Origin of the sequence: Spirillospora sp. NPDC048911 (assembly GCF_043198015.1) — a bacterium.
In the GTDB taxonomy this organism is placed as follows: domain Bacteria; phylum Actinomycetota; class Actinomycetes; order Streptosporangiales; family Streptosporangiaceae; genus Spirillospora.
In genome coordinates, this window is record NZ_JBICUD010000004.1 from 558,049 (window position 1) to 576,752 (window position 18,704).

An 18,704-nucleotide genomic window follows, 5' to 3' on the forward strand; every position below is an offset into this window, starting at 1 on the left:
GTTCGTCAGCGGGACAGCAGGTCGCGGACGGCCTCGTGGGCGGCCTTGCGCATCTCGGCGTGCAGCACGGCGTTGGCGTCGCGGTCGGTGCGGGCCTCGACGATGCGCAGCCCCTCCCCCGCGACCGTCTTGGGCAGGTCGGCCGCGGCCTCCAGGCGCCGGTACGGGATGCCGTGCGCGGCGGCGATGTGCTCCAGGTCGACCTGGTGCGGCGTGCCGAAGACCCGCTCGAACGGGCCGCGCAGGGCCGCCTGGGGCAGGAGCGAGAAGATCCCGCCGCCCTGGTTGTTGACCACGACGATCGCCAGGTCGGGACGGCGGTCGTCCGGGCCGAGGATCAGCCCGTTCTGGTCGTGCAGGAACGCCAGGTCGCCCAGCAGCGCGTAGGCGCGGCCGCTGTGCACCAGTGCGGCGCCCATCGCCGAGGAGACCAGGCCGTCGATGCCGCTGGCCCCCCGGTTGGCCATGACGCGGATGCCGCGGCGCGGCCGCATCACCTGGTCGAGGTCGCGGATCGGCATGCTCGCCGCGGTGAACAGCAACGACCCGCCCGGCAGCCCGGCCACCAGGTCGCGGGCCAGGCGCGGCTCGGTGACCTCGGGGATCGCGTCGAGCACCGCGTCGACCGCGGCGGCGGCGGCCAGGTCGGCGCTGCGCCACGACTTCAGCCACGAGTCGTCGCCCGACACCACCGGGATCTCCACGTCCTGGGCGACCTGGGTGGCCGAGCGCACGGGATCGGGCCAGCGCGTCAGGTCGGGAGACAGGACGACGTGCTCTTCCGCGCGGCGCAGCAGCGAGAGCAGGGGCCGGGAGAGGCCCGGCTTGCCGAGCGTCACGACGACCTCGGGCCGGTGCCGTTCCACGAACTCCGGCACGCCGAGCAGGAAGTGATGCGAGGAAAGGGCATGGTCGCCGTAGCGGGCGTTGCCGTTCGGCTCCGCCAGCACCGGCCAGCCCGCCATCGACGCGGCGGCGACGTAGCGCTTGACGTTGGTGGCGCCGTCGCCGACGACGAGAACGCCGCGGCGGGTCGGCGGCACGTGCAGCACCGATCCCGGCGTGGACGCCCGGACCTTGGTCCAGGCGCCGGTCGCGTCCCCGTCGAGGGGCTCGCACCAGCTCGCGTCGCCGTCGGGGATCAGCGGCTCGCGGAACGCCACGTTCAGGTGCACGGGCCCCGGGTCGGGCGCGAGCGCCAGCCCCCACGCCCGGCTGACCAGCGACCGCCAGTAGGCGACCATGCCGGGCCGGTTCTCCGGGACGCCGACCTCGCAGCTCCACCGGGCGGCGGTGCCGTAGAGCTTGACCTGGTCGATGGTCTGGTTGGCGCCGGTGTCGCGCAGCTCGGGCGGCCGGTCGGCGGTCATCACGACCAGCGGCACGTGCGACTCGTGCGCCTCGATGACGGCGGGGTGGAAGTTGGCCGCCGCCGTGCCCGAGGTGCAGATGAGCGCGACCGGCCGGCCGGACCGCTTGGCCATGCCGAGCGCCAGGAACGAGGCCGACCGCTCGTCGACGCGCACGTGCAGCCGCACCCGCCCGGCCTCGACCGCCTCGTGCAGGGCCAGCGCCAGCGGCGCCGACCGCGACCCGGGCGCCAGGACCACCTCGGTCATGCCGCAGCGCAGCAGCTCGTCGACGAGCACCGTCGCCAGGGCGGTGGCCGGATTCATCGCGCGACTCCGATCACCGGCGGGGCGTCCATCAGGGTCTGGGCGTCGGCGACCCGGCGCCGCCAGCCCGCCTGCAGCCGGTCGTCGGCGGGCTCGAACCGGCGCAGGGCGTCCTCGTCCACCTCGGGGCGGCGCACGGGGATCGCGCCGTCCACCGCGGCCAGCGGGTGGCGGACGACGTCGCCCTCCAGCAGCGACAGGGTGGCCAGGCCGCACGCGTACGGCAGCTCGGGCAGCGCCGCGGCCAGCGCCAGGCCCGCGGCGAGCCCGATCGAGGTCTCCACCGCGCTCGACACCACCACCGGCAGCTCGCACGCTTCGGCGATCTTCAGGGCGGCGCGGACGCCGCCGAGCGGCTGCACCTTCAGCACGGCGATGTCGGCGGCCCCGGCCGCCCGCACCCTCAGCGGGTCGTCGGCGCGCCGGATCGACTCGTCGGCGGCGACGGGCACGTCCACCTGCCGCCGGACCCGGGCCAGCTCGTCCAGCGTCGCGCAGGGCTGCTCGACGTACTCCAGCCCGAACCGGTCGAGGGTGCGGATCATCCGCACTGCCCGGTCGACGTCCCACGCCCCGTTGACGTCCACCCGGATCCTGCCGTCGGGGCCGATCGCGTCACGGACGGCCTCCACCCGCGCCACGTCGTCGGCCTCGTCCTGGCCGCGTTCGGCGACCTTCACCTTGGCCGTGCGGCAGCCCGACGCCCGCGTCATCGCGGCGGCCGTCTCGGGGCCGACCGCCGGGATCGTCACGTTGACCGGGACGGTGTCGCGCAACGGCGCGGGCCAGCCGTCGTAGGCGGCCTCACGCGCCGCCGCCAGCCAGCGGGCGCACTCGGCCGGGCCGTACTCGGCGAAGGGCGAGAACTCGCCCCAGCCCGCAGGGCCGTGGATCAGCACGCCCTCCCGTTGCGTGATGCCGCGGAACCGCGTCCGCATCGGGATGGAGTAGACCCTCACCCGTTGACCCCCTGCCGTTCAGCTCGAGGTTTTTAGTAGTACCGCAGAGAACGTACCGGATGGTGATGCCCGGTGATGTTCCAGGTTGTTCTTGCTTGTCAGAAGCCCCGCAGCATGCCGGATCGTGCCGGTCGCACCGGCTGGAACCGGCCGAGTCCTGTCCTGCCGGGCTCCCCACGGGCTCCCATCCTCGGCTACCAGCCTGACCATCCACACCTCCGGCTACCCACTCTCGCCACCTCCAGCCAGGAAGGGACCATGAGCACCACCAATGACCGCCGTACGACACGAGGCCTGACGCTCGAACAGATATGCGACTGGGCCGCCCAAGACCCTAAAGGCTTCTGCGCCGCCGTGGACCAGACGGCAGCTGACCTGGTGGCCGCCATGGTTCAGGACATTCGGCGTGGGCGGCGCCGACGCTTCTGGTCGCGCCTCGCCCGCTGGGTTCGAGGAGGGTTTTCGTGAAGCCAGCGACCAAACGGCTCAAGGACGCGCTCGCCGAGGTGGGAATCCCTCGCACTGACAGCCGGGTGAACACCAGCACGGCTACCGGCATCGTGACAGGACATCTGATCACCGACGAGGCTCGTCGTACCGCGCTCGATGAGGCCGACCGCATCACGGCGGCTGGCTACTCGCTGCTGGTGCAGGCCTATCGCTGCGGGTGCCCGATCCGGGTCTGGCTGTGCCGCTCATCGTCGGCATCGGTGCGGGAGACCGTAACCGCCTTGACGCACGACTGCCCCGGAGGACGTGCCCTAGGTCCGTTGACAGCGACCCAAGCAGCCGTTGAGTGGCTGCGTGGGGGTGTGTCGTGACGGCGCAGACCTCTGCGCGGGCGGCGATAGCGAGCCAGGTCCGCGCCACCGTCTCCCTGGCCACCACCCTGCTCGGCGACGCGATCCCCCTCACCGAGGACACAGCCCTCACAGTCGCCGATGCGGCGCTCACAGGACTCGATGCCACCGGCCACGTGGTCGTTGACCGCGGCGACCTGGTCGCCTACCTGAACCGTGGCACCAGCGACACGCGACGCGAGGTGGAGGCGCTGAACCGTCTCCTGTCCGCTGCTGGGATCGAGTGATCACGATGGCGGCGGTAACGGCCGAACGCGCGAATCTGCTGATTGCTGGCTGGGACACCTTCGGCGAGGAACTTCGGTTCGTCGAGAACGCCGGCGGCAGCACCGTGCATGTAGTGGCCGGGCCAGGCACGCCCCTCTGGGCAGACAATGAGCCAGGACGTCCTATGGATTTCGACGGTCTCGTCGATCTGACGATGGGCGCTGTGTACACGGTCTGCGGTGTGCGTGTGCGGTGCAACCGTGGCGGACCGGAAGAGGGTGGACGCCTCACGGACTGGTTTGCCGATGATCTGTTGTGTCGGCGCTGCCACACCGCATTCGGGGACCGCGCCGATTTGATCTTCGAATGTAACCGGCTGCCGGATCCCGAGGATTGATCGCGATGGCTTCGCTCATCATCGTGCGGCGGGGTGGAGACATCGTCGGCCACTGCGACGCCGTGTGTTATGAGGCCACCCAAGCCGAATGTGTGTGCCGCGGGTGCTGCGGCGCCAACCATGGTGTCGGCCTGGAGCAGGCGGTCATCAACACCCGGGCGCTGCACACCGAGTGGCTCGAGCGAGCTCGCGCCGACGAGCCGGGCATCGACTTCGTGCTGGACGACACCGTCCAGCACCTCCCTCTGTTTCCACTCCCCCACGAGGAGACGTTATGTCCTTGATCAGCACACGAGTCAGTGAGTCCGAGAAACTTCGCTGGCAGGTCGGCGCCCACAAGGTTCTCGGCGCGATCCTGGACATCTGCCGGGACCGCGGGCTGCCGGTCATCCCGTGGGAGGTCAGCGAGTTCGCCGTCGTCGGCAAGGTGCAGAACACGTCGCACGAGCAGCGGCGGGGCGTGTTCGAGGCGTGGGTGGAGGCGCTCGGGCTGGACCGGTGGCCCGAAAGCCCCCACAGCGCAGGGTGGGTGCATCTGCACGCGTTCACCGAGAACTGGGAGCGCCGGCGGGTGAACGTGGCGGTCCTCGCCGACATCGACACCGAAGAGTAGAGGCTTGCCGTCGGGCGTCAACGCCGCCCTCGCCTCGGACTGACCTTCGGAGGCGCTCGAGAGGGCGGTCAAGGCCGGAGAGGGTCCCCATGCTGTGGCCCTGCGACCCGTCAAAACCCTGGGTGGAACCAGGGGCCTGCGCTCGGCGGCATCTACTCCCCCAGATTCGGCTTCTTCGGTCCGGGCCGGGCAGGCAGTTCGTCCGTGTCGCCGACTAGCCACTCGAGGAAGGCGATCACGTGGGCGTTGAGTGTCGAGCCGACTTCAGCGACTGCTTCTTGGGCGCGCCGTTTTAGTTCGGGATGGGGCCTTGGGGTGATCGCTGGATAGGCGTGCTTGTTGGGCATGAGGAAATCTTCGCACGGTGGCTTGCCACCTGTCCATGACCATGCCTATGATGGTGGCTAGCCACCCAGAGCTGGGGAGATGAGATGACGGACATGCTGTTCAGCCCCGAACACGCCTTCCACGGCGGCCTGACCGCCGCGGACATCGCGCGGCTGGAAAGCGAGTTCGCCATCGCGATGGTCGACCTGTGGTGCGCCCGCAGCGTCCTCACCAACGCCACCGACGCGCTGCAGCGAGCCGCCAACCTGCCCGCCACCGCGCCCGCCATGCACGCCCTGACCGTGGCCGAGAACAGGGCCGCCCGCGGGGACCAGCGAGCGGTTCGCGCCGCCGCCGCCTTCCGTGCCGCCGCCAGCGGCTACGAGGGCGCCCGCACAGCCCTCGCCGACATTGTCCAGACCGCTCACGAGAGGACCCCCATGGAAATGACGACTCAGTTCCGCCGGGACGCGCTGCTGGCGCTCGCCGGCGGCGGCGGCGAGAACGTGGCGCGGCGGGTCGCGGAGCTGTCCACGGTCACCGACCCGGTGCGGCGGCTCCAACTGTTCGTGCGGTTGTCCCGGGAGGCGAAGACCAGCTTCCTGATGTCGGAGGCGACCATGGGACGCATCGACAAGCTGCTGGACGAGCTGACCGCCGACCCGGCCAAGGTCTGACGCCCCGCCTCGGGCTCGTCTCGTACGAGCTCGGGACAGGACGCCAGACCCACCACAACAGGGAGACGAGATGACGGTCATGGCCACCAAAAAGACACCGGGGGCAGTCCGGCGCGACAGGCTTGCGAAGCTCAACACCTCCGAGCTGATCGAGCAGTACGAGCTGGCGATTAGCTCTTACACCGGGCGGTACACGAACACCTCGCCCCGCCAGAAGCGGATCAACTACGTCGTGGATCTGCTGGGTGCTCGCGCCGACGACGGCGACGTGGAAGCACTTGCTTGGCTTGCCCCGGCAAAGAAAGCCAGCGCGACGACGAAAGCACGTGTGGACACCGACCGCCCGGACCTGTACCTGCGGTCCTCGACCGGGATGCTGCACCTGCGCGCCGAAGGGTTCGGGATCGTCGAAGAGGACGGCCTGTCGTCGACCTGGGCCCGCTGCGGATGGCACACCGACCTGGGAAGCACAGCGATCCCCGCTCGACTATTTGCCGACGGCGAGTACCGGCTGTGCAGGCGCTGCACAGGGATCGAGCCCTGACGCCCCGTTTCGGGCCCGTCTCGTCTCGTACGGGCCCGGGACAGGACGTCAGAGCCACGACATCAGGAGACGAGATTGACGAAGTTCAAGCCCGCGGTGCCGACGTGGGCCATCGGCGCAGGATTCACCAGCCTGCTGTCCGCCGCGATGGCGGTGTTCGCCACCGGCCGGCTCATCCTCGCCGCCACGAACCTGGTGGTGCTGGGCCTGTTCATCGTCGTTGTCGTGGCGTCCATCGACATGTATGCCCCCAAGGAGCAACGATGACCTCCCCTGACCCCCTCTCCGCACGAATGTTCCGAAACCAGATCGTGCGGCATCAAGCCGGCGCCAACAGCGAGTTCGCCAACATCCAGCGCCGCATCGCGTCACTCGGCGAGGACATCCAGCACGGCAACGTCACGACCGCGCTCGGCTCGGCGAGGAACCTCGCCCGCGAGGTAGCGGACCTGGTGTCGCGGCTGGCGGCACTCGAAACCCTGAACGACGTGGAATGCCTGGTAGCACGGCAGGACGCCGGCGAGCCCTCCATCGCCGAATCGACCAAGGAGAAGCCATGACCACCGCAACCAAGACCCGCTGTGAGGTCGACGACCAGATCGTCGAGTGGACCAGTCCTGACCGCGACCTGCAGATCCACGAGGGCGACCTGATCCTCGACAACGGCAAGTTCGCCCTGGTCAAGAACCTTGAGCTGATCGTCGGCAAGAGCAAGGTGCGCTACGTGCTGGCGCCTGGCGGCCTGCGAATGGCTGACGCAGCCGACCTAGTCGCGGTCCGCCGGTACACCGAAACCAGCGAAAGCAGCTCGTTCGCCACCGCACGGCTCAGCCCGCAATCTGATCTGGTGAGCACCCGGGTCGAGGTCACCGATCCTGGCAAATACTGCCTCGCGATCGCCCGCTGCGACAGCGAGATCATCGCAGACCTCCGGCCGTACAACGATCGGCACAACGCGTTCAAGGAGTGAGCCATGAAGACGAAGGACATCAAGCCCGGCGTCGTCTATGGATACCGGCGCGGCAAGTACGGCAGCGTCGAACCGGTCGTGTTCGTTGTGGCGCCCAGTGCCGATCACCTTTACGCCCGCGATCGGTGGGCTGGCGAAGGCAAGCCAGTGCACCAGCACTGGCCGAACGCTGGCAAGCCGCGAGCTGGTCGGGGCTTTGCGGACCCGGACGTCGGCTATCCCGTTGCCTTTGGCCGCTCAGAGGGAACCGACCTCGCTGCGTTGGCGACCACGTCGCTGGGCCAGTTCACGGCCGCAACGAAGGCGTCCGATGAGGAACTCGATCTTCGTTGGGGTGTGATCACCAACCCGGCTCACGTCCTTGGCCCGTACGAGGACGTCGTGGCGCAGACGAAGGCCGATGAGGACGAGCGACGGCGAGGCTACGAGATCGAGCGTCAGCAGCGTGAGGAAGTCCAGCAGCGAGCTGACCGGCTGATGGCCACACTGGGCAAGTTCGGCATCGACGCCAAGCAGGATGACTGGACCGAACCGGCCAACCTCAAGATGACACTCGACGAGGTCGAGAAACTCCTCAGCCGGCTCCAGGCCAAGCCCGAGACCAGCGAGGAGTGAACTCGTGAGCTACGCAGCAGCCGTCCTCCGGGTGTTGGCTGAGGAGTTCCCCACCGAGATGGGAAGCCCCGTGACGACACAGATCATCAGCGATGCCGTCGCACGGCAGGCAGACCAAGGATCCGAACACTTCGAGGTCATAATCGATGATCCGATCTTGGCGAACTGGCGCCTCAAGGCAGACCGCCAGGACCCGCGACGTGTCCGTCTCGCCTGCTGTCGGCTGAGAGTTTCACTTGCCGATCAGGAGCGTGAAAAGCGGATCAACACCGTCCTGGCCGCCATCTAGAGGCTCCCCCGCTTCGGGCGCTAACTGGACCCACATTCGCCAGTTCATGACGGCGCTAAGTATGGGGACATACACTCGGCCTATGAGTGCGCAGCCCGTCCACCAGGAGCCTGACCCGCGGGACCCGCAGGCCATCCACGACCAGCTCCCGGCACGTGCCCGCGCCAAGTTCCTCACCGAGTACCACCAGGCCGTAGACGCCGCGCACGACTTCGCCGGCTACCGGGCCCTTCAAGACATGCTGAAGACCTGGCGGCTGCTAGCCGCCGCCTACAGCAAGCCAGACTTTCACGACCGGTACGAGGACGTACGCGCCGGTAGGGGCCAGGATGTCCCCATGGATGAGGTCTTCCCCCACCTGAAGGCGTGAGCGCCTACCGGCCGGTCTGGCACGCCAAATCCTCCGCCGAGGTGTACGGCCTCCCCGAACGTCCCGGCAAAGCGCTGTTCGACGTTCTCGTCGACGTTCTCCGGGATCCTTGGGGTCAGACCGTGCCCGACCCTGAAGAGGACGATGAGGCGTTCCGGTTCGCGCTGTTCGACCTTGGTGACGGCATCGTCCACCTCCACCTCGACGACCAGGCCCGCACAGTGACCGTGCACGGCGTCATGTGGCTCGGCTGAGCACCTGACCCCGACAATGGGCCTGGGAATCCCAGCCGGCAGAGGAAGCGGCCTCAAACACCGCTCGGTGTGGATCCACCTCCCACCCGGGCACCCAGCTCACTGGTCTCGAGCCGGCGGGTCGGGGACCTCGTCAAACCAGGCACGGGCCAGCGAGGCGTGCGCCACCTCAGCCCACCGCCGCAGCGCCGAATCCCGGCGAGGGTCGTTCAAGCCGACCCACCAGCACGCGAGCAGCACCTCATCGCGCGTCACCTCGTCGTCGGCGGCGACCTCCTCGACGGACTCGCCCGCGAAGACACGGTCGGCGTAGGCCTCACACGACACGCCTCGGATCTGCGGCCGACCGAACCTGACGCCCGGGTCGATGTGGATGACGGGACGAGGCCAGTCACACCCCCACGGAGCCGACGGCACGGTCACCGGTCCCTCCAGGGCGCATCGCCGTAGCCGGTGACTTGCAGACGCCGCGGGTCGCTGGTGTGCACCGAGACCTTCCACAGTTCGGCTTCGCCACCGCCGGGAAATCGCAGCAGCAGCGGCAGCGGGCCATAGTCACTGACCGACTCGTCCGCCTTCAAGGAGCCTCGCCAGCCGTGGGTGGCGGCGTGGATCCGCTGCCCCGCATCACCGAACACCTCGATCGGCAGGTCCGCGCGCCGCTCCAGCTCAGCAGTCACCGGCACCTCTGCGGCGTCCTTGGTGACCAGCGTCGCCGGCCCCACATAGCCCATACTCACCGGCTGGTCCTCCCGGCTGTGCCCCTCATCGACAAGCGCCTGCGCCAGCATCAGCACGTGACCCACCGGCTTCCCGAGCAGACTGCTTGAGATCGCGCACTGCTCGATCCCAGCCCGCAGCATCATCCGGACCGGCTCACGCAGCGCCCTGGGCTCGACCAGGGCGAGGTGATCGAGCGCGTCGGTCAGCAGCACCGCAGCTGAGCGGGGCGTGTGGTCTCCGGGATTCGATGTCATGTCACCTCGACCTGATCGAGCGCCCTTCATGGCCGCCACTCGTCCCGGTAGTCGGGGTGGTCGGCGAACCGCTCAGCCCGGATCTTGATCGCGGTGTACAAGCCGGTCACCTCACCGGCGGAGTGACGCTGGTTCTCTGGACGGTTGTAGAACTCGACGGCCCGCTCGTACTCGGCGATCAGCCTCCGGTCGGCCTGCACGTCGGCCAGCACACGCGCCGGATCATGGCGGGCGATGTGGTCATCAATCGGATCGGAGCCGTGCGGACCGAAGGTCTTGGCAGATTCCCAGGCCGAACCAGCGTCTTGTGCTGCGCCCTCAGCGATCCACTGGTCCTCGTCGCGCCGCGCCTTGAAGAACTCCACCAGATCACTCATAGGTCCTCGCCGCGCATGAGCCGCTCCATCGCTTCAAGGTGAGTCTCGCCGGGGCGAAGCGTGGTGGAACGACCCGGCGACAAGATAACCGGGATGGAGTCATCGCCGGACTTGTCGGACTTGGGCAGGGCCCCGCCGCTGGCGACGCGGCACCGTCCCCGCCGTCGATCCAGCAGGTTCCTCAGCACCGCCGACGCCACGAAGCTCAGGCTCATGGCAGCTCGCTCCGCTCCACGATGTCAGCGGCGGCGTTCAGCCGTGCCGCGAGCTTGCGTGCATTGGCCGCATCGAGCTCGGGTTCCGCTACCACAGACCGATCGTCGGCCCACAATGCGAGGCGGATAAGAGCATGGTGCGGAGTGGCGACCGCAACGTCCGCCTGGAACGCGGGCGCCGCGTTTCCTTGGTCGTCCACGGCGAGGCCGGTCACCAGGTCGTCGATGTGGTCGCTGTCGACGAGGCTGTTCCAGATGCTCACTTCCCCAGTATCCCATCGCTCACCGAGCGACGCCGGGAAGCAGGAGCGGTTCACCGCACGGCCGCATCCGGCCCGAACACCGCACAGTGCCCGGAACCTGTCTTACGGTGACGGTCCCACTCCGCACCAGCACCGGGGGCGCCACGTGACCATCCACTCCGGCCAAGAACAAATCATCTGGGAAGGCCAATCCCGCAACCTCACCGCCAAAGCGACCGGCGGCCGCGTCGTCCTGCACTACAGGCTCACCACCCACTTCCTGTACTACGAAACCGGCGGCGTCACCGGCACCCGCCAGCAGCAAATCCCGCTGCTGGACATCGCCGACGTCGACGTGGCCCAGACGTTGATCCAGAAGACGCAGGGCGTCGGGAACGTGATGGTGAAGGTGCCGCGGCCAGGCGGATACCCAGAGACCGCGACGCTGGAGTGGATCCCGCAACCCCACCAGGTCCGCGACACCATCAACCAGGCCGTCCATGCGGTGCGCGTGTCGGCACACGGACGGCAGGTCGGCGAAGCCCGCGACCTCGGCACGCACCGCATCCAGTACCAGGGCCAGACGGGACCTCAAACCGCTCCTGGCGGGTTCCCGCCACCCGTTCCTGGCGTGATCCCCGCAGCGCCGCAACCAGCGGCTCTCGCGCCCGCTGACGGGCCGCCTCCCTCCGCGCAGCCCACCACCCCCGACGAAGTCATGTCACTGCTCGAACGACTCGGCAAGCTCAAGGAAGCCGGCGTCATCACCGAGGAAGAGTTCCAGGCAAAGAAAAAGGACCTGCTTGATCGGCTCTAACCTCTCGAGCTATCCGGCCTTGCCGCGCTTCCCCGGCGGGAGCATGCCACGGAGGCGAGCCTCACGGATCCAGCCACGCACCGTGGCGACCGGCACACCAGAATGCCGCGCAATCTCCATCGCCGGTCTGCTGCTCATCCGCGTGGAGATCCGATAGTAGGAGGCGACCCGACTCGCAAACTCCCCGGGATCCTCCCCTGGCTCTCGACGCAACGGCACCAGAGCAGCCAAGGATTCACCACCCGCTGCAGCAAGGCCAACCTCGGCCGGAAGCCCTGCAAGCCGAGAGATGGGAACCGTGCGCAGCAACTCTGAGGTGATTGCCGGGTGGGAGAAGCAGAGTCCGGTGATCTTCGCTCGTCCCTCTCCGCTGGCATCCCAGCGGGCATACACACGCATCTCCGGGGCGACGCCGTCGATGGCTTGCCAGTCGTCGCCGAGCCGGTCCCAAAACTGATCTGCCCCGACTTGCCGAGCAGGAAGTTCCCACGAAGTTCCACTCACCGAGAGTCCCCCAGGTGTGTTCACCGGCAAGACAGTATCCGCAAGCCCCAGCCCGTCGAGAGTGTGAGATCTGCCTACTACCAGACGCTCTCCATCACGTCATGGAAGGTGACCTCAACCTTCGCCTTCCAATGCCCCTTGTCCCCCATCACTTCACGACTCGTGTCCAGGCCGCAACCACAGCTCCACACCGGCACTTGATCGGACTCTTCTGGCGGCCAGAAGTGGAAGAAGATCTCCTCCGTGTGGATCGCGCTCTGCTCGGGATGTAGATGCTCGATTACGAACCGCAGCGGCCGGTTCGGCACCGTCACCGGGTCCACCGACAGCTGCGTCAGCGAGTCTCCAGACCGGGCGTACGCGCGGACCCGGTACGCCCGCGGGACAGTGATCTCCCCGTACAGCAGTTCACCTTCCTGCTCCGCTTCGATCTCCGCTGGCAGATTAGGGCCGAGGTCGTCGTGTCGGCGCTCCCGCTCCTCCTTGCGTCGCTCGGCCTCGATTTCCCGGAGCTGACGCGCCTCTGCAGCGGACTCGCCCGCGTGATCGGCGGACCGGCCGGAGTGCTTCGCGGAGTCACGCGCGTACTTGATCGCGAACAGCGCCACACCAACACTCAGGAACGCCGCAAGGGCAGCAGCCGATGCGATCCAGTCCGACCGGCTCACGCAGCCCTCCCCTCGCCGACGAGACCCGCCAGGGGCCGAACCACCCAAGCGTCCCATTCGTACTTCGCTGGCGGAGCGGGCTGGTAGTGCAACAGCGCATACATGTAAGTCACCTGGTCTTTGATCACAGCCTTCTCCGCACCCTTGAGGACCGCGGGATGGTTCTCCTTGAGCCAAGCAGACGCGTTCCTCCGGCACTGCCGGTAGATGCGTGGCCGTCGCTCTTCCAGCGTGCACATGAAGTCGTGGAGATCGGCGTCTGGCATGCGGCGGATGGCCTCGTAGAACTTCTCGCGCTCACCCTTGATCCTTTGCCGCGCCGCGTCAGCGGCGGCACGAGCGTCAGCGAGTGACGTGGAGTGTTCTTGGGTTGGTTCTTCTTCTTTGGTGCTTCTTAGGTTGGTACTTCTTGAAGACGTACCGGTAACGGACATACCGGTAGCCGATGTGCCTGTAGCGGACGTGCCGCTAGCGGTACCTCGGTTGTCGGAGGTCGCGTCCCCGTGGCCGGGGGTGTCGAAGACTTCGAGGACCGTGACGAACTTGCCGCTCTCGTCCTTGAGCCGGCGCCGCACGATGTATCCGTGATCGACGAGCTCCTTGAAGGCGTTCCTGATGCCGCGCCGACCTTCGCCGCGCTTCTCGCCCCGATGCCGGCGCGCCATCTCGGATAGGTCGTCGGCGGTCGTCTGCCACCCGTCTGCGTGACTGAGCAACTCGATCAGCACTCCCCGGGCGGTGTAGCTGAGGCGCTGATCGCGGAGCGTCTCGTTGGGGATGATCGTGAAGTGTTCGTCGGGGGACGACCGGTGGATCCGCATCCGAGGGGTATCCGATCTCTCGTTGTCACGGAGACCGGCGCCACAGCGTGGCGGTCCTATGCGACGTCAGCGGCAGTTGCTACAGTCGTCAGCAGCGTGGAGGTGGACTGGCTGCGACACCGGTCTCCACTTCAGACAAGCCCCGGCTGGCAGGCCGGGGTTTTGTCGTCTCCAAGCTAGCGGAAACGCTCATGAATTCCGGGGCGACACACCGGACATATCTGCAGCTCAACTGCCGTGTAATGATTACGTGGATCTTGTAATTTTCACGCCGATCTTGAAAATTACAAGGCGATGTTTCACGGCGCTCAGCCGCGCGAGGTCAACCCCTAAACGTCGCACCTTGCCACATGCGGCAAGTCATGCATCCACACACTCACCTCCGGGCAGGCTCCCCCAACGAGCGGAGGATCTGCCATGGCCAGAGAGTTGGTGACCGTACGAGTCCGGTGGCGCAACAACAAGATCGCCGAATACACCAGCCAAGTCGACGCTGAAGATGCACGCGATGTCGAGGGACTGTTCAAGGATGCGGTAGCCCACGACCCCAACTCACGGAAGCGTCAACTGTCCGAATATGAGATCGAGGTCTACCGCAAACGCGACAACCGCCACCTGTTGACTTACATGGGACGGACTACCTGAACCCTCAGAGGTCGTACCGGCCGCCGCGAACCGCATCAATGAATCTGGTCCACTCCGTCTGGGTGAAGGCGAGGATGGGCCCGCTGCGGTCGTAGGTGTCGCGGACGCCAGCGGCATCCTTAAGGAAAGCGACCTCAACACAACCGAGGTCGCCGCTCTTGTCGGACTTGCGGAAGGTCGCGTCCCTAAGACGCTCGATGGTGCGTCCGTCCATTCCCAGTCTCCTCCGGGGTCTGCTTGATACGGGCCAGATAGGTATTCAGCGGGACAGCACGAGCCAGCAGCGCATCACGAGTTTTACAACTTCGCTGGACAGTCTCGGTAGCCTCGGTGAGTTCGACGCCAAGCCAGTTGCCGTCAACGTCATAGTCCATAACTGCCACCCGCACGGAGTCGAGGAGCCAGAAGTCCCAGGCGGGTAGGTCCAGGTCGATGACCTGCTGACGCGGCAGGATCCGCACGTCTTCGCCAGCCTCGACATTTGAGGGATACACGCAGGTGAGTTCGAAGCGCGTGTAATCGGTCAGGGGCTCGGTTACGACGTGGACGCGCGCCATGTGTCGCCCGCTGGCCAGGACAGAGCGGACGAACCGCATCCAAGGAGCTCGCCATGCCTGGTCTGGCCTCTTCCCCTCCTGAAAGAGACGAAAGGGCTCGGCCTCGTTGCTGGCGACATAGTGATCCAACGCCTCCAGACGGAACGTGGACTCGGTGAACAGGCCGTCGAACTGTGTGGCGAACTGCTCTGGAGAAAGACGCGCCATGATCTGAGCCCCTAGAAAGAACGGGAACTTTTGCAACGCTAGCCCGTCTGGCGCCACCTGGGAAGACTCCTCACGCGACTAGTCTGGGCGAGTCTGGGAACGCAGGACTCGCCGCACTAGCATGAGCGGAGCCCCACGGAAGGTCACCGCACCACATGAGCACACAGCCCAGCAGACGCCGCCAAGAACTCGGTGCCGAACTCAGGAAGCTCCGCAAGAGCACAGGCATGAACACCACCGACTTCGGCGCAGCCTGTGGCTGGTCCCAGTCCAAGGTGTCCAAGTCAGAGCGTGGCGCCACACTCCTCTCCCCCGAGGACGTTGAAGCATGGGCACGCAAGGCCGGCGCCGACCAGGAAGTCCTCGATGGCCTGGTTTCACTCGCCGTTCAACTCAGTTCTGAAGACCTCACCTGGTCCCCCGAGCAAGGCGAACTAGCCGAACGGAACGCCTACATCGGCGAGGTGGAGCGCGAAAGCGCAGGCCTCCGCAACTTCCAGCCATCCGCCATCTCTGGGTTGCTCCAGACGGCCGACTACGCCCGGCGCGTGATGACCTTGCTCGACGTCGGGGATCAGCACGATGTCGGAGCGGCTGTCGCCAAACGGATGGACAGGCAGACACTCCTTTACGACACCAGCAAGCATCTGGAGTTCCTGCTCACCGAGGGAGCGTTGCGCTGGCGGCCGGGGCCTGCGTCGCTGATGTTGGCGCAGTTGGACCGACTGTTGTCTCTGGCGACGCTCCCTAACGTGACGATCGGCGTCCTTCCCTTTGATCGCGAGGCCACCACCCTGTACGTCAACGGATTCACGATCTTTGATCACCCCGAGGACCCGTTCGTGCTTGTCGAGACCTACCACGGTGAGCGCCGGTTCCGAGACGAGGAAAAGCTCAACAAGTACCGTGAGGCCTTCGCTCGGCTGAGGGAGTCCGCAGTCACCGGTGTTGACGCGACCGCGGTGATCAGAAGGATCATGAGCGAAGTTCCGCGCGACTAGTCCCGATCTCCAGAGCCCCACGTCCGAGACGGCGTGGGGCTTCTTCGTGTCCGTTTTCCATCTCTGAAGGCCTTGACGTAAGACTTAGTCGCGACTTAGTCTCAGAACATGCAGCACATTGAGAGCCGCGTGACGCCCCTGGCGCCGAAGAGCCGCCAGGCGGTTGAGGCGGCAGGAGGCCGACAGATACACGACCTCATGCCGATCAAAGCCGCAGCGGCACGCCTCAATGTCAGCGAGGCCACCATCCGCCGGGCATTCGACACCGGAGCATTCCCTGGTCTCCAGATTGGTCGGAGCTACCGCGTCTCACGCCCCTTCGTTGAGGCGCTGCTCTCCGAGGTCCGCGCCGGCCGTCGGGTGGTGTTCGAAGAGTTCGCCGCCGAGTGGCTCGCGAGGGCCAGCAAGGGGGCGGCGTGATGCAGCACGACGGGCCAGAGGAGGAGCACACGCTCCGCGGAATCCCAAAGGGGCCTCTCCCTCTGTCGATCAATCACCCCGTCGTCCCCGATGAAGCACTCAGGCCGAAGACGGCCGAGGAGCGTGTCGACGCGATCGCGTCCTTCTGGGGTCGCGCCCTGGTCGACGCGTGGCGCACCGTCTTCCCCTCCAAGAAGCGGGACGGCTCCCGATGAACACGACCAAAGAGCAGCGACTCGCCTGGTGGTTGTCCAGGCCGCAGTCTCCGACCCGCGACTACTGGATCAAGACGTTGCGTCGCCTGATCCGTGAAGACAAGCGGGGTCGGCGATGACCCCCTCCGCCGTCCCGGTCTACGGCCGCTGCGTATCCCCGGCGCAGTACGGGGCGGCGGAGGTCCAACCCCACACCTCACCGAATACGCCACGGAGTGACCTGATGGCAGAGACGACCATCATCACCGTCCAGACCCGCCCCAAGAACGGTGAGGTCAAGGCCCTGTTCGACCAATGCCGCAGACACCTCGGCGCCGGTCCTGGCCACCGCTGGTCGGAAGGCCCCTCCCGCCACTACATGCCCGGCGCATCCGAGTACGCCATGGAACCCAACCAGGGCCTACCGGTGTGGCTGAAGATCTTCCACAAGCCCGGTGGTGTGCTGCCACCGCTGGAGGACCACGGTTACCGGTACGTGGAGATTTGGCTGACCAACGGCACTCGCCGCAGCCACGACAAGCTGCTCAAACAGATCAAGACGTGGATGAACAAGCACAGGTGGGTGTGGCAGTGCCAGACCGCTGACGGTAATTGGCAGGGCGGGCGGTAACCCGCATGTACCAGCTCCGGGTGTTCGACCACTACGACGAGCGAACCCCGCCTGGGCGATTCCGGCGCCTGGCGGGGCTCTACGGAACCACTCGCCTCTCGAAAGGACCCGGTTCCTATGTCCGACCGTACCAGCAGCGGAGGCCAGACCACCGCAACCACCAGCAGCATGTGGAAGTCCTCGTTCCCCAAGGGGCAGGACCCGCGTCAGGGCGGTGGCAAGCGATGACGGCCCTCGCCCCCGAACACATCGACACCGCCGAGCAGCAGCCTCTGGACCTGGCCGGTTTCAACACCGACCTGTCCGAGCTGCTCACCTCCTACGGCATCACCGACTCATCCATCGCCGCCCGGCACATCGTGCAGGGCGACCAGATCATCGGCGTAACCGTGGCCGGCATGTCGCTGTTCCCTCCGCCGCTGCAGATGCTGCCCGGAGGTGCGTCATGAGCTGGCGGCAGGACAACACAGGAATCACCGCTGGCGGTGACGTTGGCGGCGACTACCAGGCCACCGACTCGTTCAGCGTCCGCTACGTCCACACCGACCGGTCCGCTGTCGTCACCGTGTACGCCTACGGCGTTGAACGCCGCCCTGGCCGATACAGCGTCGAGATGCAGACGGAAATGACCGTGTGCCGGGACGTCCGCCGCCCCGGCGACACCGAGGAATGGTCGGACTCGGCCTACGCCGCTGCCCGCGGCACCTTCAACTCCGCAGAGCAGGCGTACCGAGCCGCGCATGACGCCATCCGCCGCCACAAGGCCCGCGAGATCCGATGGGACGGGCGCGCGCCATGGGAGAAGGGCACGAAGTGATGATCTCTCCTGAGGTTTCCCGGCTCGTCGAGCGCAACGCCACCGCATCCCAGGTGGCAGCACGCGCCGCAGCGAATCTGTCGCCCTGCTGCCGCCAGCCGATCCAGGGTGTCTCCGCGGTCCGCTGGTGCGGCCAGTGCGGACACACCATCAACGCCGCCGACATCGACCACGAGGTGACCCGGTGAACATCCTGCGCCGCCTCTGGCACCGCATCACCGGTCGACACACCCGCCGGTTCGTACCCGGCTACGTGCACCACGGCCACACCTACCCCGCCGCGCTCGTCTGCGACCCCTGCGAACTGCACATCGCCGTCGCGCTGGCACCTGCCAACCCGGAGTCACTGACCAGGTCGCTCGAGCCGGGTGAAGAAGACTTCCTCGCTGAACTCGACGCGCAGCTGTGGCCGGAAGCCGCAGATACCACCTGGTGCCGTGACGTCCTGGACCGCATGTTCTTCATCCCCAAGGAGGCGTAGCCATGACCAGCGCGATCGGCCGGCGCCAAGCCCAGTACCTCGCTCGCAACGGCTCAACCAAGGAAGCCCGCGACCGCGGACACGCCGAACTCGCCCGCATCGCCGCCCTGGACAAGCGCAAGAAGGAACGTGAGCAGCGATGAAGCGCTCCACGAGGCCGCCTGCGGTCGACCTTCGGCAGACCGGCCCACACATCATCCCGCCCACCACCAGCCTGCCGCTCTTCTGGTCCGCGGTGTTCATCCTCGGCGTCATCTGGGGCACCGCCGGTGCACCGATCTACGGCTGGCCGTGCGCTGTCGGCGCCGGCCTGGCCGGCGCCACGCTCCTTACCCCCTACCTCCGCCGCCGCTCCTGAACGGAGACACCCTT

At 67.0% G+C, this 18,704-nt stretch carries 38 protein-coding genes; 26 read left to right on the plus strand and 12 right to left on the minus strand.

Annotated features, from left to right (window positions below):
- Window positions 1-5 precede the first annotated feature (5 nt).
- Both menD and ACGFNU_RS20885 read right to left on the minus strand, forming a co-directional pair.
- Complete coding sequence (gene menD / locus ACGFNU_RS20880; protein ID WP_392595844.1) at window positions 6-1,676, minus strand: 2-succinyl-5-enolpyruvyl-6-hydroxy-3-cyclohexene-1-carboxylic-acid synthase; 1,671 nt, start codon at window positions 1,674-1,676, stop codon at window positions 6-8.
- Entirely contained in the window at window positions 1,673-2,635 is a 963-nt protein-coding gene (locus tag ACGFNU_RS20885; RefSeq protein ID WP_392595846.1) for an o-succinylbenzoate synthase, read from the minus strand. Before ACGFNU_RS20885 ends, menD begins: the two co-directional genes overlap by 4 nt.
- Before the next feature lie 258 nt (window positions 2,636-2,893).
- Here ACGFNU_RS20885 and ACGFNU_RS20890 point away from each other — a divergent pair, with 258 nt between their 5' ends.
- The 6 genes from ACGFNU_RS20890 to ACGFNU_RS20915 are packed head-to-tail and all read left to right on the plus strand — an operon-like array spanning window position 2,894 to window position 4,712.
- Window positions 2,894-3,103, plus strand: coding sequence for a hypothetical protein (locus tag ACGFNU_RS20890; RefSeq protein ID WP_392595848.1), 210 nt, complete (start codon window positions 2,894-2,896; stop codon window positions 3,101-3,103).
- Window positions 3,100-3,456 carry a hypothetical protein gene (locus ACGFNU_RS20895; RefSeq protein ID WP_392595849.1) on the plus strand — a complete coding sequence of 119 codons (357 nt, stop codon included), beginning with the start codon at window positions 3,100-3,102 and terminating at the stop codon, window positions 3,454-3,456. The genes ACGFNU_RS20890 and ACGFNU_RS20895 overlap by 4 nt, the downstream gene beginning before the upstream one ends.
- Window positions 3,453-3,722 carry a hypothetical protein gene (locus tag ACGFNU_RS20900; protein WP_392595851.1) on the plus strand — a complete coding sequence of 90 codons (270 nt, stop codon included), beginning with the start codon at window positions 3,453-3,455 and terminating at the stop codon, window positions 3,720-3,722. The genes ACGFNU_RS20895 and ACGFNU_RS20900 overlap by 4 nt, the downstream gene beginning before the upstream one ends.
- Window positions 3,723-3,727: 5 nt before the next feature.
- Window positions 3,728-4,099, plus strand: coding sequence for a hypothetical protein (locus ACGFNU_RS20905; protein ID WP_392595852.1), 372 nt, complete (start codon window positions 3,728-3,730; stop codon window positions 4,097-4,099).
- A gap of 5 nt (window positions 4,100-4,104) precedes the next feature.
- Window positions 4,105-4,383: a hypothetical protein gene (locus tag ACGFNU_RS20910; protein WP_392595854.1), complete on the plus strand. Its 279-nt coding sequence runs from the start codon at window positions 4,105-4,107 to the stop codon at window positions 4,381-4,383.
- On the plus strand, window positions 4,374-4,712 hold the full coding sequence (locus ACGFNU_RS20915) for a hypothetical protein (RefSeq protein WP_392595856.1): 339 nt from the start codon (window positions 4,374-4,376) through the stop codon (window positions 4,710-4,712). Before ACGFNU_RS20910 ends, ACGFNU_RS20915 begins: the two co-directional genes overlap by 10 nt.
- 152 nt (window positions 4,713-4,864) lie before the next feature.
- Here the strand turns inward: ACGFNU_RS20915 and ACGFNU_RS20920 are convergent, their stop codons facing one another.
- Window positions 4,865-5,059 carry a hypothetical protein gene (locus tag ACGFNU_RS20920; protein WP_392595857.1) on the minus strand — a complete coding sequence of 65 codons (195 nt, stop codon included), beginning with the start codon at window positions 5,057-5,059 and terminating at the stop codon, window positions 4,865-4,867.
- Window positions 5,060-5,143: 84 nt separating this feature from the next.
- On the opposite strand from ACGFNU_RS20920, the gene ACGFNU_RS20925 reads away from it, so the two are divergent.
- The 9 genes from ACGFNU_RS20925 (at window position 5,144) to ACGFNU_RS20965 (ending at window position 8,758) form a co-directional block, all read left to right on the plus strand.
- On the plus strand, window positions 5,144-5,716 hold the full coding sequence (locus ACGFNU_RS20925; protein WP_392595859.1) for a hypothetical protein: 573 nt from the start codon (window positions 5,144-5,146) through the stop codon (window positions 5,714-5,716).
- 70 nt (window positions 5,717-5,786) lie between these two features.
- On the plus strand, window positions 5,787-6,260 hold the full coding sequence (locus ACGFNU_RS20930) for a hypothetical protein (RefSeq protein WP_392595860.1): 474 nt from the start codon (window positions 5,787-5,789) through the stop codon (window positions 6,258-6,260).
- A 75-nt stretch (window positions 6,261-6,335) separates the two neighbouring features.
- Window positions 6,336-6,527, plus strand: coding sequence for a hypothetical protein (locus ACGFNU_RS20935; RefSeq protein WP_392595861.1), 192 nt, complete (start codon window positions 6,336-6,338; stop codon window positions 6,525-6,527).
- The gene (locus ACGFNU_RS20940; protein WP_392595863.1) at window positions 6,524-6,820 is read left to right on the plus strand and encodes a hypothetical protein; all 297 of its coding nucleotides are present in this window, start codon (window positions 6,524-6,526) and stop codon (window positions 6,818-6,820) included. The genes ACGFNU_RS20935 and ACGFNU_RS20940 overlap by 4 nt, the downstream gene beginning before the upstream one ends.
- On the plus strand, window positions 6,817-7,230 hold the full coding sequence (locus tag ACGFNU_RS20945) for a hypothetical protein (protein WP_392595865.1): 414 nt from the start codon (window positions 6,817-6,819) through the stop codon (window positions 7,228-7,230). The genes ACGFNU_RS20940 and ACGFNU_RS20945 overlap by 4 nt, the downstream gene beginning before the upstream one ends.
- A gap of 3 nt (window positions 7,231-7,233) precedes the next feature.
- On the plus strand, window positions 7,234-7,845 hold the full coding sequence (locus tag ACGFNU_RS20950; RefSeq protein WP_392595866.1) for a hypothetical protein: 612 nt from the start codon (window positions 7,234-7,236) through the stop codon (window positions 7,843-7,845).
- A 4-nt stretch (window positions 7,846-7,849) separates the two neighbouring features.
- A complete protein-coding gene (locus ACGFNU_RS20955) occupies window positions 7,850-8,134 on the plus strand; it encodes a hypothetical protein (RefSeq protein ID WP_392595868.1) in 285 nt (94 codons plus the stop codon).
- Between the two features lie 82 nt (window positions 8,135-8,216).
- A complete protein-coding gene (locus ACGFNU_RS20960; RefSeq protein ID WP_392595869.1) occupies window positions 8,217-8,504 on the plus strand; it encodes a DUF6247 family protein in 288 nt (95 codons plus the stop codon).
- Entirely contained in the window at window positions 8,501-8,758 is a 258-nt protein-coding gene (locus ACGFNU_RS20965) for a hypothetical protein (protein WP_392595871.1), read from the plus strand. Before ACGFNU_RS20960 ends, ACGFNU_RS20965 begins: the two co-directional genes overlap by 4 nt.
- Window positions 8,759-8,857: 99 nt before the next feature.
- On the opposite strand, the gene ACGFNU_RS20970 is transcribed toward ACGFNU_RS20965, so the two are convergent.
- The 5 genes from ACGFNU_RS20970 to ACGFNU_RS20990 all read right to left on the minus strand — a co-directional run bounded on the left by ACGFNU_RS20970 (window position 8,858) and on the right by ACGFNU_RS20990 (window position 10,590).
- Window positions 8,858-9,085 (minus strand): hypothetical protein, encoded by a 228-nt coding sequence (locus ACGFNU_RS20970; RefSeq protein WP_392595873.1) that lies wholly within the window; start codon window positions 9,083-9,085, stop codon window positions 8,858-8,860.
- A 92-nt stretch (window positions 9,086-9,177) separates the two neighbouring features.
- Window positions 9,178-9,693, minus strand: a complete 516-nt coding sequence (locus ACGFNU_RS20975; RefSeq protein WP_392595875.1) for a hypothetical protein — start codon at window positions 9,691-9,693, stop codon at window positions 9,178-9,180.
- A gap of 68 nt (window positions 9,694-9,761) precedes the next feature.
- Window positions 9,762-10,112, minus strand: a complete 351-nt coding sequence (locus ACGFNU_RS20980) for a DUF6221 family protein (protein WP_392595877.1) — start codon at window positions 10,110-10,112, stop codon at window positions 9,762-9,764.
- The gene (locus tag ACGFNU_RS20985) at window positions 10,109-10,327 is read right to left on the minus strand and encodes a hypothetical protein (protein WP_392595879.1); all 219 of its coding nucleotides are present in this window, start codon (window positions 10,325-10,327) and stop codon (window positions 10,109-10,111) included. Before ACGFNU_RS20985 ends, ACGFNU_RS20980 begins: the two co-directional genes overlap by 4 nt.
- Window positions 10,324-10,590 carry a hypothetical protein gene (locus ACGFNU_RS20990; protein ID WP_392595881.1) on the minus strand — a complete coding sequence of 89 codons (267 nt, stop codon included), beginning with the start codon at window positions 10,588-10,590 and terminating at the stop codon, window positions 10,324-10,326. Before ACGFNU_RS20990 ends, ACGFNU_RS20985 begins: the two co-directional genes overlap by 4 nt.
- 145 nt (window positions 10,591-10,735) lie before the next feature.
- Between ACGFNU_RS20990 and ACGFNU_RS20995 the strand changes: the two genes are divergently transcribed.
- Window positions 10,736-11,386 carry an SHOCT domain-containing protein gene (locus tag ACGFNU_RS20995; protein ID WP_392595883.1) on the plus strand — a complete coding sequence of 217 codons (651 nt, stop codon included), beginning with the start codon at window positions 10,736-10,738 and terminating at the stop codon, window positions 11,384-11,386.
- 581 nt (window positions 11,387-11,967) lie between these two features.
- Here ACGFNU_RS20995 and ACGFNU_RS21000 read toward each other — a convergent pair.
- Both ACGFNU_RS21000 and ACGFNU_RS21005 read right to left on the minus strand, forming a co-directional pair.
- Window positions 11,968-12,558: a hypothetical protein gene (locus ACGFNU_RS21000; RefSeq protein ID WP_392595885.1), complete on the minus strand. Its 591-nt coding sequence runs from the start codon at window positions 12,556-12,558 to the stop codon at window positions 11,968-11,970.
- Window positions 12,555-13,379: a helix-turn-helix domain-containing protein gene (locus ACGFNU_RS21005; protein ID WP_392595887.1), complete on the minus strand. Its 825-nt coding sequence runs from the start codon at window positions 13,377-13,379 to the stop codon at window positions 12,555-12,557. Before ACGFNU_RS21005 ends, ACGFNU_RS21000 begins: the two co-directional genes overlap by 4 nt.
- A 417-nt stretch (window positions 13,380-13,796) precedes the next feature.
- On the opposite strand from ACGFNU_RS21005, the gene ACGFNU_RS21010 reads away from it, so the two are divergent.
- The gene (locus tag ACGFNU_RS21010; protein WP_392595889.1) at window positions 13,797-14,024 is read left to right on the plus strand and encodes a hypothetical protein; all 228 of its coding nucleotides are present in this window, start codon (window positions 13,797-13,799) and stop codon (window positions 14,022-14,024) included.
- A 4-nt stretch (window positions 14,025-14,028) separates the two neighbouring features.
- On the opposite strand, the gene ACGFNU_RS21015 is transcribed toward ACGFNU_RS21010, so the two are convergent.
- Both ACGFNU_RS21015 and ACGFNU_RS21020 read right to left on the minus strand, forming a co-directional pair.
- On the minus strand, window positions 14,029-14,238 hold the full coding sequence (locus ACGFNU_RS21015) for a DUF397 domain-containing protein (protein WP_392595891.1): 210 nt from the start codon (window positions 14,236-14,238) through the stop codon (window positions 14,029-14,031).
- Complete coding sequence (locus ACGFNU_RS21020; RefSeq protein ID WP_392595892.1) at window positions 14,210-14,845, minus strand: DUF6879 family protein; 636 nt, start codon at window positions 14,843-14,845, stop codon at window positions 14,210-14,212. Before ACGFNU_RS21020 ends, ACGFNU_RS21015 begins: the two co-directional genes overlap by 29 nt.
- Window positions 14,846-14,943: 98 nt before the next feature.
- Here ACGFNU_RS21020 and ACGFNU_RS21025 point away from each other — a divergent pair, with 98 nt between their 5' ends.
- The 9 genes from ACGFNU_RS21025 (at window position 14,944) to ACGFNU_RS21065 (ending at window position 18,690) form a co-directional block, all read left to right on the plus strand.
- Window positions 14,944-15,789, plus strand: a complete 846-nt coding sequence (locus ACGFNU_RS21025) for a helix-turn-helix domain-containing protein (RefSeq protein ID WP_392595894.1) — start codon at window positions 14,944-14,946, stop codon at window positions 15,787-15,789.
- Between the two features lie 108 nt (window positions 15,790-15,897).
- Window positions 15,898-16,209 carry a helix-turn-helix domain-containing protein gene (locus ACGFNU_RS21030; RefSeq protein WP_392595895.1) on the plus strand — a complete coding sequence of 104 codons (312 nt, stop codon included), beginning with the start codon at window positions 15,898-15,900 and terminating at the stop codon, window positions 16,207-16,209.
- Between the two features lie 438 nt (window positions 16,210-16,647).
- Window positions 16,648-17,034 (plus strand): hypothetical protein, encoded by a 387-nt coding sequence (locus ACGFNU_RS21035; protein ID WP_392595897.1) that lies wholly within the window; start codon window positions 16,648-16,650, stop codon window positions 17,032-17,034.
- A gap of 224 nt (window positions 17,035-17,258) precedes the next feature.
- Entirely contained in the window at window positions 17,259-17,483 is a 225-nt protein-coding gene (locus ACGFNU_RS21040; protein ID WP_392595899.1) for a hypothetical protein, read from the plus strand.
- Entirely contained in the window at window positions 17,480-17,851 is a 372-nt protein-coding gene (locus tag ACGFNU_RS21045; protein WP_392595901.1) for a hypothetical protein, read from the plus strand. Before ACGFNU_RS21040 ends, ACGFNU_RS21045 begins: the two co-directional genes overlap by 4 nt.
- The gene (locus ACGFNU_RS21050; protein WP_392595902.1) at window positions 17,851-18,039 is read left to right on the plus strand and encodes a hypothetical protein; all 189 of its coding nucleotides are present in this window, start codon (window positions 17,851-17,853) and stop codon (window positions 18,037-18,039) included. The genes ACGFNU_RS21045 and ACGFNU_RS21050 overlap by 1 nt, the downstream gene beginning before the upstream one ends.
- Complete coding sequence (locus ACGFNU_RS21055; protein WP_392595903.1) at window positions 18,036-18,332, plus strand: hypothetical protein; 297 nt, start codon at window positions 18,036-18,038, stop codon at window positions 18,330-18,332. Before ACGFNU_RS21050 ends, ACGFNU_RS21055 begins: the two co-directional genes overlap by 4 nt.
- Window positions 18,333-18,334: 2 nt before the next feature.
- A complete protein-coding gene (locus ACGFNU_RS21060; protein WP_392595905.1) occupies window positions 18,335-18,475 on the plus strand; it encodes a hypothetical protein in 141 nt (46 codons plus the stop codon).
- Window positions 18,472-18,690, plus strand: a complete 219-nt coding sequence (locus tag ACGFNU_RS21065) for a hypothetical protein (RefSeq protein ID WP_392595907.1) — start codon at window positions 18,472-18,474, stop codon at window positions 18,688-18,690. Before ACGFNU_RS21060 ends, ACGFNU_RS21065 begins: the two co-directional genes overlap by 4 nt.
- The last annotated feature ends 14 nt before the right edge of the window (window positions 18,691-18,704 follow it).